Genomic DNA, 14,693 nt, shown 5'->3' with positions numbered 1-14,693 from the left:
TCCTCCGATGGCTGCCCCGCCGCATCCGGGTCACGCGCGTCGGGCGGGCGCCCGCGATCGAGGGAGACGTGATCATGAAGCTGCTGCGAGTCGGTACGGCGGGGGCGGAGCGGCCCGCGCTGCTCGACGCCGAGGGGACCCTGCGGGACCTGTCGGGCGTCGTCGCGGACGTGGACGGCGCGCTGCTCGGCGACGAGGCCGCGCTCGGCCGGGTCCGGGCCGCCGCCGACGCCGGCGAGCTGCCCGCGCTGGACGCCACCGGGCTGCGGATCGGACCGCCGCTGGGGCGGATCGGCAAGATCGTCTGTATCGGGCTGAACTACCACGACCACGCGCGCGAGACGGGCGCCGAGCCGCCCGCCGAGCCGGTCCTCTTCATGAAGGCGCCGGACACGGTCGTCGGCCCGCACGACACGGTGCTCGTGCCCCGCGGGTCCCGCAAGACCGACTGGGAGGTCGAGCTGGCCGTCGTCATCGGGCGTACGGCCAGGTATCTGGAGTCCGCGGAGGAAGCGCTCGCGCATGTCGCCGGGTACGCCGTCGCGCACGACGTGTCCGAGCGGGAGTTCCAGATCGAGCGGGGCGGCACCTGGGACAAGGGCAAGAACTGCGAGACGTTCAACCCGCTGGGGCCGTGGCTGGTGACGGCGGACGAGGTGCCGGATCCGCAGGACCTGTCGCTGAAGCTGTGGGTCAACGGGGAGCTGAAGCAGGACGGGACGACGGCCGAGCAGATCTTCCCGGTGGGGGAGGTCGTGCGGTACCTCAGCCACTTCATGACGCTGTACCCGGGTGATGTGATCAATACGGGGACGCCGGCGGGGGTGGCCCTCGGGGCGCCCGAACCGAAGCCGTTCCTGCGGGCCGGGGATGTCGTGGAGCTGGAGATCGAGGGGCTCGGGCGGCAAAGGCAGGAGTTCAAGGACGCCTGAGGGGCGGGGAGTTGCGTGACGTCCGGCGGCTGCGGGCCGTGTGTGGCTTGTCGCGCAGTTCCCCGCGCCCCTCAGGAGGGTCAGTCCAGCAGCGCTGCCAGGTTGCGCCACGCCTTTCGCGGCAGGGCGTCCCGCGGTTCCTCGTTCACCACCTGGAGGGCGACGTGGTCCGCGCCCGCCTGGAAGAAGGTGTCGATCTTGGCGCGGATCGCCTCGTCGTCGCCCCAGGCGAACAGGGCGTCGACCAGGCGGTCGCTGCCGCCGTCCTTGAGGTCGTCCTCGGTGAAGCCGTGCCGGAGGAAGTTGTTGGTGTAGTTCGGCAGGGGGAGGTAGATCTCCAGGAACTCGCGGGCCAGGGCGCGGGCCCGGGCCGGGTCCGTCTCCGGGACCACCGCGAGTTCGGGGGCCAGCAGGGGGCCTTCGCCCAGGACCTCGCGGGCGTGGGCGGTGTGCTCCGGGGTGACCAGGTAGGGGATCGCCCCCGCGGAACGGTCGCGTGTCAGCCGCAGGCTCTTCGGGCCGAGGGCGGCCAGGACCCGGCGGTCCGCGGGCATCCCGGCGGCGTCCAGGCCGTCCAGGTACGAGACGAGGGCCGAGTACGGACGCCGGTACTGCTCCGCGCTCCTGGCGTGGCTGACGCCCAGGCCGAGCACGAAACGGCCGGGGTGCGTGGACTCCAGCTCGGCGAAGGCCGCGGCGGTGGCGTCCGCCTCGTGCTGCCAGATGCTCTGGATGCTGGTGCCGACGGTGAGCCGGGAGGTCGCCTCGATCAGCGGGGCGGCGTGGGCGGCGGAGGTGTTGCCGCCCAGCCAGACGGCTCCGTAGCCGAGTTCCTCCAGTTCGGCGGCGGCCTCGGCGAGTTCGCCGCGCCGGTCCGGGTCCTCCGAGCGCAGGCCCACGCTCCAGATGCCGTACCGGCCGACCGCTTCCTTCACGGGAGTGCTCATCTGTTCGGTTCCCTCCGGTGGGCGCCATGCTTGATCACGTGTACGCAGGTGCCAACCGGAGGGAGCCGGTGATGATTCCGACGCGGCTCAGCGGTCGAGGAATTGCTCCAGGGCCTCCACCACGAGCCGGTGGTCCTGCAACTGCGGCAGGCCCGACACCGTCACCGCGCCGATGACGCCGACGCCCTCGACGGTGATGGGGAAGGAGCCGCCGTGCGCCGCGTACGTGTCGGGGTCGAGGCGCGAGGACTCCTCGAACGTCGTGCCCTTGGCGCGGAAGCGGGCGCCGACCAGGTAGGAGGCCGAGCCGTAGCGCTCGACCACCCGGCGCTTGCGGGCGATCCAGGCGTCGTTGTCCGGGGTGGAGCCGGGCAGCGCCGCGTGGAAGAGCTGCTGGCCGGCGCGGTGGATGTCGATGGCGACCGGGGCCTGCCGCTCCCGGGCCAGTTCCACGAGGAGGGAGCCGAGCGCCCAGGCGTCGTCGTACGTGAACTGGCGGAAGACCAGGAGGCGTTCCTGCTTCTCCAGCTCCTCCAGGCTCGGGGTGAGCTCCGGGTGGAACTTCGGGGTCAGCTCCTGGCTGTGTGAGGGGTTGCTCTTGTGGGTCACAGGGTCACCGTCACCTTCTCGCGGGCCGAACGACGGGCGGCCTCCAGGACGTCCAGGGCGGCGGCCGCCTCCCGCGCGGTCACCGGGTTCGGGGCGCCCTCCAGCAGGGCCTTCGCCACGGCCGCATAGTAGGCGGGGTAGTCGCCCGGCAGGGTCGGTTCGGCGCGGCCGCCGCCGGTCACCGGGGACTCGCCGGAGCCGACCCGGCCCCACAGCGACTCGGGTTCGGCGCCCCAGTCCGGGCCGGGGCGGCGTCCCTCGCGCAGGGCCGCCTCCTGGGGATCCAGGCCGTACTTCACGTAACCCGCCCGCGAGCCGAGGACGCGGAAGCGGGGGCCGAGTTGGGCGGTCGTCGCGGAGACGTGGAGGTGGGAGCGGACGCCGCTCGCGTGGGTGATCGCGATGAACGTGTCGTCGTCCGTCTCGGCACCCGGGCGGCGGACGTCCGACTCCGCGTACACGGCCGCCGCCGGGCCGAAGAGGACCAGAGCCTGGTCGACGACATGACTGCCGAGGTCGTAGAGCAGACCTCCGATCTCTGCCGGGTCGCCGGACTCGCGCCAGCCGCCCTTCAGCTGCGGACGCCAGCGCTCGAAGCGGGATTCGAACCGCCAGACGTCGCCCAGCTCGCCCTCCTCCAGCAGCTTGCGCAGGGTGAGGAAGTCGTTGTCCCAGCGGCGGTTCTGGAAGACGGAGAGGAGCAGGCCGCGCTCCTCGGCCAGGGCGGCGAGCGCGCGGGCCTCGGCCGCCGTGCCCGCGACGGGCTTGTCGACCACGACCGGCAGGTCGGCCTCGAGGGCGGTGGTCGCGAGCGGCACATGCGTCTTGTTCGGGGACGCGACGACGATCAGGTCCAGCTCGGCGGCCCGGTCGAACAGCTCGTCCGGCGAGGCGGCGAGGCGCACGTCCGGGAACTCGGCACGGGCCTGCTGCTGCCGTTCCGGGTTCGAGGTGACGACCGTGTCGAGGGTGAGGCCCTCGGTGGCGGCGATCAGCGGGGCGTGGAAGACGGAGCCGGCGAGGCCGTAGCCGACGAGGCCGACGCGCAGGGGCGAGCCGGGGGCTGCGCCGGGAGCTGTACCGAGGGGTGTGCCAGTCATGCCGTCCACTTTCGCAACGCTGTTGCCAAAGTGCAAGCGCCGGGGACAATGGGGGCGTGAACAGGGCGGACGACGGTACGGGCGGGGTGGGCGGCATGCGCGGCGGGGGCGGGGCGAACCTGCTCGCCCTGCGCAGCCACAACACCGCGCTGGTGCTCGACCTGCTGCGGACGGCCGGGGCCGACGGCATCAGCCGGCTCGAACTCGCCGAGCGGACCGGGCTCACCCCGCAGGCCGTCAGCAAGATCACGGCCCGGCTGCGGGAGGACGGGCTCGCGGCGGAGGCGGGCCGCCGGGCCTCCACGGGGGGCAAGCCGCGCACGGTGCTGCGACTGGTGCCCGAGGCGGGGCACGCGGTGGGGGTCCATCTGGACCGGGACGAGGTACGGGTCGTCCTCGTGGACCTGCGGGGGAAGGTGGTGGGGGAGCGGCGGGCCGCGCTCGACCTGGGGGGCGGGGCCGGGGCCGTGCTGGGGGCGGTACGGGAGGCGGTGGCCGCGGTGCTGCCGGACGGGTTCGACGGGGCCCTGCTCGGAGCGGGAGTCGCGCTGCCCGGGCCGCTCGACCACGCCCGGGGCGTGCTGCACCGGGTGACCGGGTTCCCCGAGTGGGACGGCTTTCCGCTGCGGGAGGCGCTGAGGGGCCGGCTCGGGGTGCCGGTGGTGGTCGACAAGGACACCAACGCGGCGGCGCTCGGCCTGGCCGCCGGGGGCGAGGGCGGCTCCTTCGCCTACCTGCACCTCGGTACGGGGCTGGGGGCCGGGCTGGTGATCGGCGGCAGCGTGCACCGGGGCGCCAGGACCGGGGCGGGGGAGTTCGGCCACCAGGTGATCCAGTTGGACGGCCCGCCGTGCACCTGCGGCGACCGGGGCTGTGTCGAGGCGCTGTGCCTCGGCGCGGTGGCGCGGGGCGACCTGGAGGAGGCGGCGCGGGTACTGGGGGCCGGGGCGGCGAACCTGGTCGGCCTGCTCGACATCGACGTCGTCCTGCTCGGCGGCCGTACGGTGAGCGCGGCTCCGGAGGCGTTCGTGCGCGGGGTCGCCGCGGTCCTGGCGGAGCGGGCCCGGCGAACGGGGCAGGACGCCGTCCCGGTACGGGTCGCCCCCGGCGGCGGACGGACCGTGGCGGTGGGGGCGGCGCAGCTGGTGCTGGGGCCGGTGTTCGGGCGCGGGGGTGGGTGAGGGGCCTGCCGGGGTGCCGACGACCGGGCCGGTGCCTGGACCCTCGCCCGCCCGCACGCCGGCCGCTGCCCGGACCCCGCCCGCCCTCACGCCGGCCGCTGCCCCGAGGACCTAGCCGGCCTCGGCCCTCTCGGCCGCCCCGGTGGGAAGATCCGGGCCAGGTGGTAGTCCAGCACCCTCCGCACGTCCGCCAGGAAGCGGCGTTCGTGCAGGACGTCCAGGCCCAGGCCGATGGCTCCCGACACCAGCAGGTCCGCCTCGTGCGCCCGGTCGATGCCCGGTGCCGTCGCCCCGGTCGCCTCGGCCACGCCGATGATGTCCGCGACGAGCCGCTCCAGCGGCTGCTCGGCGGCCAGGAAGACCCCGGCCAGCGCGGGATCCGTCAGGCTCCGCGCGTAGTACGCCGTGAACACGCGCAGGGCGAAGGCGCGCTGGTCGTCCAGTGGCAGGAACTCGTCCAGCACCGCCCGCAGCAGGGCGCACGGGTCCGTCATGCCGTACGGGATGCGCGCCCGGGCCAGCCGCTCGTTCTCCTCGTGCAGCAGGCGCAGCGCGTCGACGAGGAGGGCGTGCTTGGAGTCGAAGTGGTACTGCACGACCCGCAGCGACACCCTCGCCTCGGCCGCGATCCGGCGCATGCTCGCCGCCTCCAGGCCCTGCCCGGCCGCGATACGCCACACCGCCTCGGCGATCCGCAGCCGCTGCCGCGTCCGGACCCCCGTCGGCCGGGACACCGGCGGCGTGCCCGGCTCGGGCAGCGGCTGCCGGCGCCGCCGGTAGGCCCGGGCCTGGCAGCTCCGCGAGCAGTAGACGGGCGGACGCCCCCGCTCCGGTCGGGCCAGACGCGTGCCGCACACCGGGCTGGCCGCCGCTGGCCGTGTGCGCCCAGGCGCTCGTCCGGCTCCTCGTCGACCACGGGGAGCGAGGGGGGTGGGGCCCTCGGGCGCCGCTAGGAGCTGTCCGCCGACCGGGCGGATTCGCGCCGCCGTTCGGGGCCGATTCCGGCGACACCGGCACGAGGTCCTTCCGTTCCGGCAAGGTCACATGTCCATGCGACTCTGCACGCCCGCTCTGCTCTGCCTGGCGGCCACCGCCGCCGTCCTGCTCCCTGGTGCTCCCCCGGCGTACGCGGACGACCCGGCGCCCGCCTGTGCCGCGCCCGACGACCACACCTTCCCGCTCACCACCCGCATCCACGGCGGGCCGGACTCCTACACGGCCGGGGGCGGCTTCGGGACCTGGTACCTCGACCTGACCAACACGACCGACCGGACCTGCTCGGGCATCCACCCCGTCGTCGTGCTCGTCGACGACCGGCGCGCCATGGAGCCGTCCCAGCCGCGGCTGGAGTTCTTCGAGGGCGCGCGGGCCCGTCCCGTGCGGTTCGAGAAGACCGGCGAGGACGAACTCGTCGGGGCGTTCGCGGACGACGAGGGCGGCTTCGGCGGGTTCACCGTCGGCCCGGGGAAGACCGTCACCGTGAAGGTGCGGCTCGCGGTCACCTCGGACGCCGTGGCCAACGACGTCACCGCCAACGCGGCCGTCGTGCAGCGGCACGACGACGACGGCGACTGGGTGGGGCAGTCCAACGACTACCGGTTCGGCATCGAGGGCGGCGGGGCGGGGGACGGCGACGGTACCGGCACCCGGCCGGAGGGCGACGCCACCGCCCCGCCCCGCGAGGACCGGTTCCCCTTCGCCGAGGAACTGGCCCGCACCGGAACCGGCGTCCAGCTCGCCGCGGCCGCCGCGGCCCTGCTGCTCACCGGGGGCGGGGCCCTGCTCCTCGCGCGCCGCCGCCACTGACCCGCCGTCGGCCGGTAGGGATGCCACCCGCCGACCCGCAGGTAGATGCCACTCGCCGTCCCGCCGGCCGGGACGCCCCCCGCCGTCCCGCCAGTCGGGATGCCAGGAGCGGCCCATTCCGCAAGATCCCGCCACTGTTTAGGCTGGGGCGACGCAGGACCGCGTACGGCAGGGAGATCCCGCACATGGCAGACCGCAAGCCCATCGAGTCGTGGCTCACCGACATGGACGGGGTGCTCATCCACGAGGGCGTACCGATCCCCGGCGCCGACGCCTTCCTGAAGAAGCTGCGCGAGTCCGGCAAGCCCTTCCTGGTGCTCACCAACAACTCGATCTACACCCCGCGCGACCTGCACGCCCGGCTGCGCCGCATGGGCCTGGAGGTGCCGATCGAGTCCATCTGGACCTCGGCCCTGGCCACGGCCCAGTTCCTGGACGACCAGCGGCCGGGCGGCTCGGCGTACGTCATCGGCGAGGCCGGCCTGACCACCGCGCTGCACGACATCGGCTACATCCTGACCGACCACGAGCCGGACTACGTCGTCCTCGGCGAGACCCGCACGTACTCCTTCGAGGCCATGACCAAGGCGGTCCGGCTCATCCTCGGCGGCGCCCGCTTCATCTGCACCAACCCCGACGAGACCGGCCCGTCCACCGAGGGCCCGCTGCCCGCGACCGGCGCGGTGGCCGCGCTGATCACCCAGGCGACCGGCAAGAAGCCTTACTTCGCGGGCAAGCCGAACCCCCTGATGATGCGGACCGGGCTGAACGCCATCGGGGCGCACTCCGAGACCAGCGCGATGATCGGCGACCGCATGGACACCGACGTGCTGGCCGGCATGGAGGCCGGGATGCAGACCTTCCTGGTGCTCACCGGTCTGACCCGGCCCGAGCAGGTCGACGGCTTCCCGTACCGGCCCTCGCAGGTCGTGGACTCCATCGCGGACCTGGTCGACCGGGTCTGACCCGGGCCCCGTCGGACGGCGTCCCGGGACTCAAACCCGTCGTCACCCGTACGGAGCAGCCGCCGCGTCCCTGCGGATGCGGCGGGCCGCCGCGCGGGGGAGGCTCCAGGCGTCTGGAGGTTCACGATGGGTTCCCTGAGAGTCACTCTCTGCACGACCGTCCTGGCCGCGGCCGCCCTGACCCCGGCGGCGTACGCGGCGGACACGGGGGGCGTCTCGGTGATCCCGGCGACCCCCGCGCCCGGCGGTGACGTCACGGTCCGCGTGACCGGCTGCGCCCAGCGGACGGCCGTCGCCGCGTCGGCGGCGTTCGTCGCCGACGCCCGGCTCACCGTCACCGACGGCGGGCTCACGGTCACCGACGGCGGGCGCGAGCTGGCCGGCGAGAGCCGCGTCCGCTCCACGCTCGCGGCGGGGACGTACGCCGTGAAGGTCACCTGCGGAGACACCGAACGGACCGGCACGCTCACCGTCCGGGACGGCGAGAGGCAGCGGGCCGTTCCGGGGAAGGGCGGGCAGTCGCCCGCATCGGGGGCCGGTGGGGAACCGTCCGGGCCGGAGGAGTCCCGGCCGCCGAGCCCGTACGCCTCGCCCGTCGCTCCCGTGCGGGCGGGCGGTGGTGGCGCCGCCGACCTGGTCGCCGCCGAGGAACGCGGGACCGGGCCGGGCACGGCCCAGGGCGTGACCGGCCTGGTGCTGGCGGGAGTGGCCGCGGTGGTCGTCGCGCTGGGCGGTGTCCGCCGGAGCCGCGGGACGGACTGACCATGTCCGACCACGAACAGAGGTTCTCTTCGGGTACGGGCCGCCTGCTGACCGGCGTGGCCTGGGTGGTGCTGCTGCTCGGGCTGTGGCTGTGGGGCCGCGAGGTCACCGACGTACGGCACGGCATGTCCGCCCCCACCACGGGTGACATGGCGGCGGCCGGCCGGCCCCCGGACGTGAAGCTGCCCCCCGCCCACCGTCCCCTCGCCGACGCGCTGCCGCAGCGCGTCGACATCCCCGGGTTCGGTGTCCAGGCACCCGTCGTGGCGCGCGGCCTGGACGCGCGCGGGGCGCTCGACCCGCCGCCGTACGATCAGCCGGGCGTGGTCGGCTGGTACGCGGGCGGCGTGGCCCCCGGGGCGCCCGGCACCGCGCTCCTGGTCGGCCACGTCGACACCGACACCCGGCCGGCCGTCTTCTACAAGGTCAGTGCCATGCGGCCGGGCCAGACGATCCGGGTGATCCGGGCCGACGCCAAGGTCGCCGAGTTCACCGTCGAGTCGGTCCAGGTCCTCACCCGCGATCGCTTCGACGCCCACCAGGCGTACGGCCCCCGGCAGTCGGGCCGGGCCGAGCTGCGGCTGGTCACCTGCGGCGGCAGCTTCGACCGCGCGACCCGCAGCTACACGGCGAACGTGGTGGTGTCGGCGTACCTCACGGGGACCGGCCTGTGATACCTCACGGGAACGGCCTGTGACGTGCCCACCCAGCCCGGTCGACGGCCCGCTCCCCCTGAAGCCGCCGACCGGGCCGGTCCTCGACCGCGCGCGCACGGGCCGCGGGAGTGACCCGGCGAGCTGCGCGGGAGGCCGCGGGAGCACGGTGGGTGAATCTCTGGCCGAGGCCGGGCCCGGCTGAGACGACTCTAGAACCAAAGGGCCGTCCGGGCCTAGAGGTTGAATAACGCCAAGTCCCGATACGGTGGCTCTGCGTCATCCACGCAGGTCGGGTTCGGCCTCGTGGGTGCCGCGGGACGTATGTCAGGATTGAGACTTGGAACGGTGCACCCAAGGGGGAGTTGGATGTACGGCAGCAGGGGGGTAAGGGCGTCCGCGGGGAGGCGGATGTCCGCGGTGGTGCTGGGGGCGGCACTGCTGATCACGGGGTGTTCCTCGGACGGCGGGAGAGACGAACCGGACAAGAGCGCCGACCCGGGCGCCGGCATCACGCAACAGCCCAAGGAAACCGCCCCGTTCTGGGTCAACCCGGACGGCACCGCGGCCCGGCAGGTCGCCGCCCTGGAGAAGTCCGGCAAGAAGCGGGACGCCGAGGCGATCCGCAAGATCGCCGAGCAGCCGGTCGCCGAGTGGGTGGGCCCGGACAACCCCGAGGAACAGACCCGGGGCTTCACCGAGGCAGCCGACAAGGCCGGCCGTACGGCCCTGCTCGTCCTCTACAACATCCCGCACCGCGACTGCGGCCAGTACTCCCAGGGCGGCGCCGCCGACGGCAACGCCTACCGCGCGTGGGTCGACGGCGTGGCCGCGGGCATCGGCGACCGGCCGGCCACGGTCATCCTCGAACCGGACGCGCTGCTCCACCTCGTGGACGGCTGCACCCCGGAGCAGTTCCACGAGGAGCGCTACGACCTCCTCAAGGGCGCCGTCGCCAAGCTGAAGTCCCTGAAGAACACGAAGGTGTACCTCGACGCGGGCAACGCCGGCTGGCAGAACCCCGACCAGATCTTCGAGCCGCTGAACCGCGCGGGCATCGACCGGGCCGACGGCTTCTCGGTCAACGTCTCGAACTTCTACTCCACCGAGGACTCCATCGCCTACGGCAAGCAGCTCTCCGCCAAGGTCGGCGGCAAGCACTTCGTCATCGACACCAGCCGCAACGGCAAGGGCCCGTACACCGAGGGCGACCCGGGCGAGCGCTGGTGCAACCCGCCCGGCCGCGCCCTGGGCGAGACGCCGACGACGAAGACGGCCGACCCGCTGGTCGACGCCTACCTGTGGGTCAAGCGGCCCGGCGAGTCGGACGGCGAGTGCAAGGGCGGCCCGAAGGCGGGCCAGTGGTGGGCGGACTACGCGCTGAAGCTGGCGAAGGCCAGTTCCTAGCAGACGTCCTCGACCTGGTCCGGATCGACCGCCAGTTCCTTCTCCCCCTCGGTCAGCTCCCGCTCCGCGAGGGCGCACAACCGGTCGGCCCAGCGCTCGGGATCGAGGGGGACCACGGAGGTGCGGGAGCCGTCCAGCATGGTGAGGGACCTGCCGTCGGTGCTCGGGGAGACGATCGAGCCGTAGCCCATGTAGTAGCGGTAGGTGTCCCGGCGTTCGGCCACGTCCCAGACGACCAGCTGGCCGGCGGCGGTCGTCGTGTGCAGCAGCCGGCTGTCCAGGAAGCGGCCGAGGTAGTAGACGCCGTCGGAGGCGAGGTCCGGCTCCCTGAACTTCTTCTTCCGCACGTCCCAGAGGCGCACCTGCCCGCCGGCGTACTGCACGGCGAGCAGCTTTCCGCCGGGGGAGAGGCTGAAGGACTGGATCGACCGGTCCTCCCCGGGTTCCGGCTTGTGCCACCTCGTGAACTCACCACTGGTGAAGTCCCAGACGCCGAACTGGTCCAGCTTCCGCACCAGCGCCTGGGGCTTGCCGGGGACGGCGATGGCGAAGGTGCCCGCCGCCTCGTTGGCGAGCTGCCAGTCCTCCTGGACCGAGGGCCGGTAGATGTCACCGTCCGGCTTCCCGGTGTCGAGCCGCCAGCGGGAGACGTACGACAGCCCCGAGATCACGGCGTGGTTCTCGTCGGAGAAGCTCATGTTGATCCAGGACGGGGTGAGCCCCGTGCGGGGGTCCGGGCCGGCGGCCGTGATGTCCGGCGGGGCGGGCAGTTCGAGGGCGTGCTCCTCCGTCAGGGTGCCGCCGTCGATCCGCCAGGCCAGGACCGTGCGCCGGTCCTCGGCGACGGTCAGCATCCACCGCCCGTCCGGGCTGAACGCCGCGTACAGGGGGGCCAGCGGCCGGGACGGCCGCGCGGTCGCGAGGAGCTTGCGGCCCGCCAGGTCCCACAGCCGCAGGACCTTGCCGCTGGGGTCGACGACGGCCATCCGGCCGGACGGTCCGTCCGGTGTGCGGATGCGGTTGAGGAGGGCGTTGGTGTCGAACGACGTCGGCGGCCGCACCCGTACGGTGACGATGCTGCCGCCGGCGGCGACGACCGCGCGCAGGTCACCGGGCGGTCCGGCGAACGCGACGGGCGGGGCGAGCCCGCGGCCGGTGATGTTCTGGTCCTCCGGAGCGGCGGCAGGCACGTCGAAGGTGGCCGGCCAGCCCTTCTCCAGGTCGACGACGAGGAACCGCAGCCGGCCGAGGTCGTTGCCGATGCGCCCCGTGGGGTTGATCAGATAGCGGCCCGAGGCGTCGAGCCGGGGCGTGTTGAGGGGGCACAGCCCCTGGAAGACGGAGTTGTTCCAGTTGCGGAAACGCTTCGGCGAGGCACCCAGCCGCCACGCTTCGAGCACGCCCTGGGTCGTGCAGGTGACCAGGACGCGGCCGTTGCCACTGACCGTCGCCCTGGCCGCGGCCTGCTCGCCCCAGGGGCGGCGCAGGGCACCGCTGCCGAGGTCCCAGGAGACCAGCCGGCCCCGGCTGTCGTCCGCGGCGGCGTCCTTGGGGACGATCCGCGCCACCACCGTGCCGTCCGCGCCGAACCACGCCTGCGCCGCGTCCCAGCCCTTCGGCGGGGCGAGCGTACGGCCCGTGCGGCGGCCGTCGTCCGTCGTCCACACGAGCACGCCCTCGCGGGGGATCGCGGCGAGGATCCGCCCGCCGTCCCCGTCGAAACGCAGGTCGTGCACGCCGCGCAGGTTCTCCCGCAGTTGCTGCCCCTGCCGGAGGACGACGGTCCGCAGGTCGCCGGAGGGATCCGGCACGCCCATGGAGATCACGCCCCAGTCGTCCGCCCGGGCCGCGATCCGGCCGTCGGGCGACACGGCCATGTGCGCGTTGTCGGTCGCCTCGTTGTAGCGGACGGGCTTCGGCCGGGTCTTGCTCCGCAGGTCGAGCCGCACGTAGTGGCCGCTGGCGAGCAGGGCGTACGCAAAGGCGCCGTCCTCCGCGAGCGCGACGTCCTCGACGTCGTGACGCCCCTCCATCACCACCCGCTCCACGTCCTGCATCCGCAGGTACTGCGCCAGCAGGGCGGACCGCGCGTCCGGCCGGGCCTCCGACCGGTACGCCCCGACCGTGTACAGCGAGGACACGGTCAGGGACGTGCCGTCGAGGCTCGCGGCCTGCTGGGCCAGCCGGTCCGACGCCAGCCGCCGCTGCTCCGTCAGCAGGTTCAGATACAGCACGGACACCACGGCCGCCGCCACCACGGCCAGCACGGTGACCACCGCCCCCAGCATCCGCAGATACCGCTTCCGGCGCTCCGATCTCGCGGCCTCGGCCTGCTTGCGATCCCGCAGCGCGACACCCGCCTCGATGAACTCCCGGTCCTCGTCGGTCAGTTCGTCCCCGCGCTCGGCGAGCCAGCGCTCCGCCACCGGCAGCGCCGGATCCTCCAGCAGCAGCCCGTCCGGCCGCCCGGCCCGCCACCAGCGGGCCCGGTCGTAGCGGAGTTCGCCGCGCCAGGTGAGGAACGTGCGGTCGCTCTCCACCTGCTCGGCCAGGGGCTGCCAGTGCTCGATGAGCGCCTCGTGGGCCAGCTCGACCGTCTCGCCCCGCTCGGGGTCCGCGCCGAGGACGAGGACCCGGGCCTCGGCGAGCTCGCGGGCGATGGCCCACTGCTCCTCCCCGGCGTCGCGGCGGGCGAGCCGGGCGCGCAGGGCCGTACCGCTGCCCGGCGGGACCTGCACCAGCGCGCGCAGCAGCCCGGTCCCGGCCTCCCGCGTCGCACCGCGCAGCGCCCGCTGCCACGCCGAGTCGGCCCGGCTGCTCAACACCCCGCCGAGACCGCCCAGTTCACGGTAGGTGTCGAGGCGGAGCCGGCCGCCGACCTGCCGGTCCCACAGGGTGGTGAGGACGAAACCGAGCAGGGGCAGGGCGCCGGGGCGGCCCGCCGCGTCCTCGATGAGCCGGTCGGCCAGACCGCTGTCGTATTCCACGCCCGGGAAGGCCCGCAGCGGCAGCCGGACCACCTCGGTGAGCTGTTCGCGGGTCATCAGGCCCAGCTGGTGCGCGGGTGCCCCGCCGATCAGGCGGCTCAGCTCCGGATGGCGCAGGGTCGCGTCCTGGAAGTCGGTCCGCAGCGCCACCAGGACCGCCACTCCCGGGTGGCGGCCGGCGTCGAGGAGCGCGTCCACCAGGGCCCGCAGCTCCTCCTCGGGGCGCAGCAGCAGCGCCTCCGCCTGGTCGACGGCCAGCACGAGCCCGCGAGCGGACCGGTGCTCCCGCAGGGCCTGCCCGACCGAGGCGGCGTCGGGCAGGCGGCCCTCCGCGCGCAGCGTGACGACCTCCGCGTGCTGTTCCTTCAGCCGGGGCAGCACGCCCGCCATGAGCAGGGAGGACTTGCCGGATCCGGACGGGCCGGTCAGGGTCACGCAGCCCTCGGGCGTCCCGTGCGGGCAGAGCAGGGCGAGGACGGCGTCGACGTCCTCGTCCCGGCCGAAGAAGTGCGCGCTGTGCTCCTCGGTGTACGGGCGCAGCCCGGGGAAGGGGGAGGAGGGCGCGAGCAACTCGGCCAGGCCGGGCAGTTCGCCGAGGATCGTGCGGGTCGGGATGCAGAAGCTCTGTCCCCGGTGCGCCGGTGAGATCGAGGCGACGATGCCGACGACGGCACCGAGGTCGTCGTCCCAGACGGCGGAGCCGCTGAAGCCGGGCTGGATGGGGTCGGTCTGGCCGTCGAGCGGGGACATCTGCAGGCGGCCCGTGCCGGTGCGGGCGCGGAGCCGGGCGGTGTGCCAGCCGCCGCCCGTGTCGTCCCTGGGCAGTCCGAAAACGATGGCCGGGTGGTCCCAGACGTCCCGGGGCGCCACCATGACGACGGGCCGGGCCGCGGGCAGCGGTCGGGTCAGGGACAGGACGGCCACGTCCCCGGTGCCGTTCGCGCGCACCGGCACCCAGTCGCGTACGACGGCGTCCACCGGCTCGCCCTCCCGGAGGACGAGGGTGAGGCGCACGAGCCCCTCGGGCCGCTCGCTCTGCCGCTCCGGCAGACCCAGCGCGTCCAGCACGACATGGGCGCAGGTCAGCACCAGCGTGGGCGCGATGACCACGCCCAGACCGCCGATGTGCCCGTCCGCGCCCGTGACCTGGACGGTCGCGGCGGCCAGGACCTCCTCGGCCACCGGACCCGACGTGGTCGACTCGGTCATCTCCCGTTGCCCCCGCCACCGTTGACCACACGTGCCGATCTCGTACCGAGAGAGCACACCAGGTGCCGTGCGCAGGTCAAGCCGGTTTCCCGTCAACGGCCCGTGCGCGGAGACATGCGAAAGGGGCGCCCTCCG

The 14,693-nt window shown here is 74.1% G+C and carries 12 protein-coding genes; 7 read left to right on the top strand and 5 right to left on the bottom strand.

Annotated elements, in window-relative coordinates; translation table 11 throughout:
• Positions 1–74 precede the first annotated feature (74 nt).
• Positions 75–932, top strand: a complete 858-nt coding sequence (locus ABZ386_RS28650) for a fumarylacetoacetate hydrolase family protein (RefSeq protein WP_351341895.1) — start codon at positions 75–77, stop codon at positions 930–932.
• 80 nt (positions 933–1,012) lie between these two features.
• Here the strand turns inward: ABZ386_RS28650 and ABZ386_RS28645 are convergent, their stop codons facing one another.
• The 3 genes from ABZ386_RS28645 to ABZ386_RS28635 all read right to left on the bottom strand — a co-directional run bounded on the left by ABZ386_RS28645 (position 1,013) and on the right by ABZ386_RS28635 (position 3,588).
• Complete coding sequence (locus ABZ386_RS28645) at positions 1,013–1,879, bottom strand: LLM class F420-dependent oxidoreductase (protein ID WP_356501024.1); 867 nt, start codon at positions 1,877–1,879, stop codon at positions 1,013–1,015.
• A gap of 87 nt (positions 1,880–1,966) precedes the next feature.
• Positions 1,967–2,488 (bottom strand): heme-degrading domain-containing protein, encoded by a 522-nt coding sequence (locus ABZ386_RS28640; RefSeq protein WP_351341891.1) that lies wholly within the window; start codon positions 2,486–2,488, stop codon positions 1,967–1,969.
• The gene (locus ABZ386_RS28635; protein ID WP_358966444.1) at positions 2,485–3,588 is read right to left on the bottom strand and encodes a Gfo/Idh/MocA family oxidoreductase; all 1,104 of its coding nucleotides are present in this window, start codon (positions 3,586–3,588) and stop codon (positions 2,485–2,487) included. Before ABZ386_RS28635 ends, ABZ386_RS28640 begins: the two co-directional genes overlap by 4 nt.
• Positions 3,589–3,683: 95 nt before the next feature.
• Here ABZ386_RS28635 and ABZ386_RS28630 point away from each other — a divergent pair, with 95 nt between their 5' ends.
• Positions 3,684–4,769, top strand: a complete 1,086-nt coding sequence (locus ABZ386_RS28630; RefSeq protein WP_358966602.1) for an ROK family transcriptional regulator — start codon at positions 3,684–3,686, stop codon at positions 4,767–4,769.
• 86 nt (positions 4,770–4,855) lie between these two features.
• Here ABZ386_RS28630 and ABZ386_RS28625 read toward each other — a convergent pair whose 3' ends face one another.
• On the bottom strand, positions 4,856–5,626 hold the full coding sequence (locus tag ABZ386_RS28625; protein WP_358966441.1) for a TetR/AcrR family transcriptional regulator: 771 nt from the start codon (positions 5,624–5,626) through the stop codon (positions 4,856–4,858).
• A gap of 187 nt (positions 5,627–5,813) precedes the next feature.
• Between ABZ386_RS28625 and ABZ386_RS28620 the strand changes: the two genes are divergently transcribed.
• The 5 genes from ABZ386_RS28620 to ABZ386_RS28600 all read left to right on the top strand — a co-directional run bounded on the left by ABZ386_RS28620 (position 5,814) and on the right by ABZ386_RS28600 (position 10,362).
• On the top strand, positions 5,814–6,575 hold the full coding sequence (locus tag ABZ386_RS28620) for an LPXTG cell wall anchor domain-containing protein (protein WP_358966438.1): 762 nt from the start codon (positions 5,814–5,816) through the stop codon (positions 6,573–6,575).
• A gap of 185 nt (positions 6,576–6,760) precedes the next feature.
• A complete protein-coding gene (locus ABZ386_RS28615; RefSeq protein ID WP_351341881.1) occupies positions 6,761–7,540 on the top strand; it encodes an HAD-IIA family hydrolase in 780 nt (259 codons plus the stop codon).
• Between the two features lie 126 nt (positions 7,541–7,666).
• Complete coding sequence (locus ABZ386_RS28610) at positions 7,667–8,302, top strand: hypothetical protein (protein ID WP_356669241.1); 636 nt, start codon at positions 7,667–7,669, stop codon at positions 8,300–8,302.
• A 2-nt stretch (positions 8,303–8,304) separates the two neighbouring features.
• Positions 8,305–8,976 carry a class F sortase gene (locus tag ABZ386_RS28605; RefSeq protein ID WP_358966434.1) on the top strand — a complete coding sequence of 224 codons (672 nt, stop codon included), beginning with the start codon at positions 8,305–8,307 and terminating at the stop codon, positions 8,974–8,976.
• Between the two features lie 348 nt (positions 8,977–9,324).
• Positions 9,325–10,362, top strand: coding sequence for a glycoside hydrolase family 6 protein (locus ABZ386_RS28600; RefSeq protein WP_355721296.1), 1,038 nt, complete (start codon positions 9,325–9,327; stop codon positions 10,360–10,362).
• Here ABZ386_RS28600 and ABZ386_RS28595 read toward each other — a convergent pair.
• The gene (locus ABZ386_RS28595; RefSeq protein ID WP_356616330.1) at positions 10,359–14,558 is read right to left on the bottom strand and encodes a trypsin-like peptidase domain-containing protein; all 4,200 of its coding nucleotides are present in this window, start codon (positions 14,556–14,558) and stop codon (positions 10,359–10,361) included. The genes ABZ386_RS28600 and ABZ386_RS28595 overlap by 4 nt on opposite strands.
• Positions 14,559–14,693: the final 135 nt, after the last annotated feature.

Source organism: Streptomyces sp. NPDC006140 (assembly GCF_040628815.1).
In the GTDB taxonomy this organism is placed as follows: domain Bacteria; phylum Actinomycetota; class Actinomycetes; order Streptomycetales; family Streptomycetaceae; genus Streptomyces.
This window is presented reverse-complemented; position numbering and strand designations above follow the sequence as displayed.

Coding starts and splice junctions, on each gene's coding strand:
- ABZ386_RS28615 (WP_351341881.1), top strand. CDS start 6,761: ATGGCAGACCGCAAGCCCATCGAGTCGTGGCTCACCGACATGGACGGG.
- ABZ386_RS28635 (WP_358966444.1), bottom strand. CDS start 3,588: ATGACTGGCACACCCCTCGGTACAGCTCCCGGCGCAGCCCCCGGCTCG.
- ABZ386_RS28645 (WP_356501024.1), bottom strand. CDS start 1,879: ATGAGCACTCCCGTGAAGGAAGCGGTCGGCCGGTACGGCATCTGGAGC.
- ABZ386_RS28600 (WP_355721296.1), top strand. CDS start 9,325: ATGTACGGCAGCAGGGGGGTAAGGGCGTCCGCGGGGAGGCGGATGTCC.
- ABZ386_RS28620 (WP_358966438.1), top strand. CDS start 5,814: ATGTCCATGCGACTCTGCACGCCCGCTCTGCTCTGCCTGGCGGCCACC.
- ABZ386_RS28605 (WP_358966434.1), top strand. CDS start 8,305: ATGTCCGACCACGAACAGAGGTTCTCTTCGGGTACGGGCCGCCTGCTG.
- ABZ386_RS28610 (WP_356669241.1), top strand. CDS start 7,667: ATGGGTTCCCTGAGAGTCACTCTCTGCACGACCGTCCTGGCCGCGGCC.
- ABZ386_RS28650 (WP_351341895.1), top strand. CDS start 75: ATGAAGCTGCTGCGAGTCGGTACGGCGGGGGCGGAGCGGCCCGCGCTG.
- ABZ386_RS28630 (WP_358966602.1), top strand. CDS start 3,684: ATGCGCGGCGGGGGCGGGGCGAACCTGCTCGCCCTGCGCAGCCACAAC.
- ABZ386_RS28595 (WP_356616330.1), bottom strand. CDS start 14,558: ATGACCGAGTCGACCACGTCGGGTCCGGTGGCCGAGGAGGTCCTGGCC.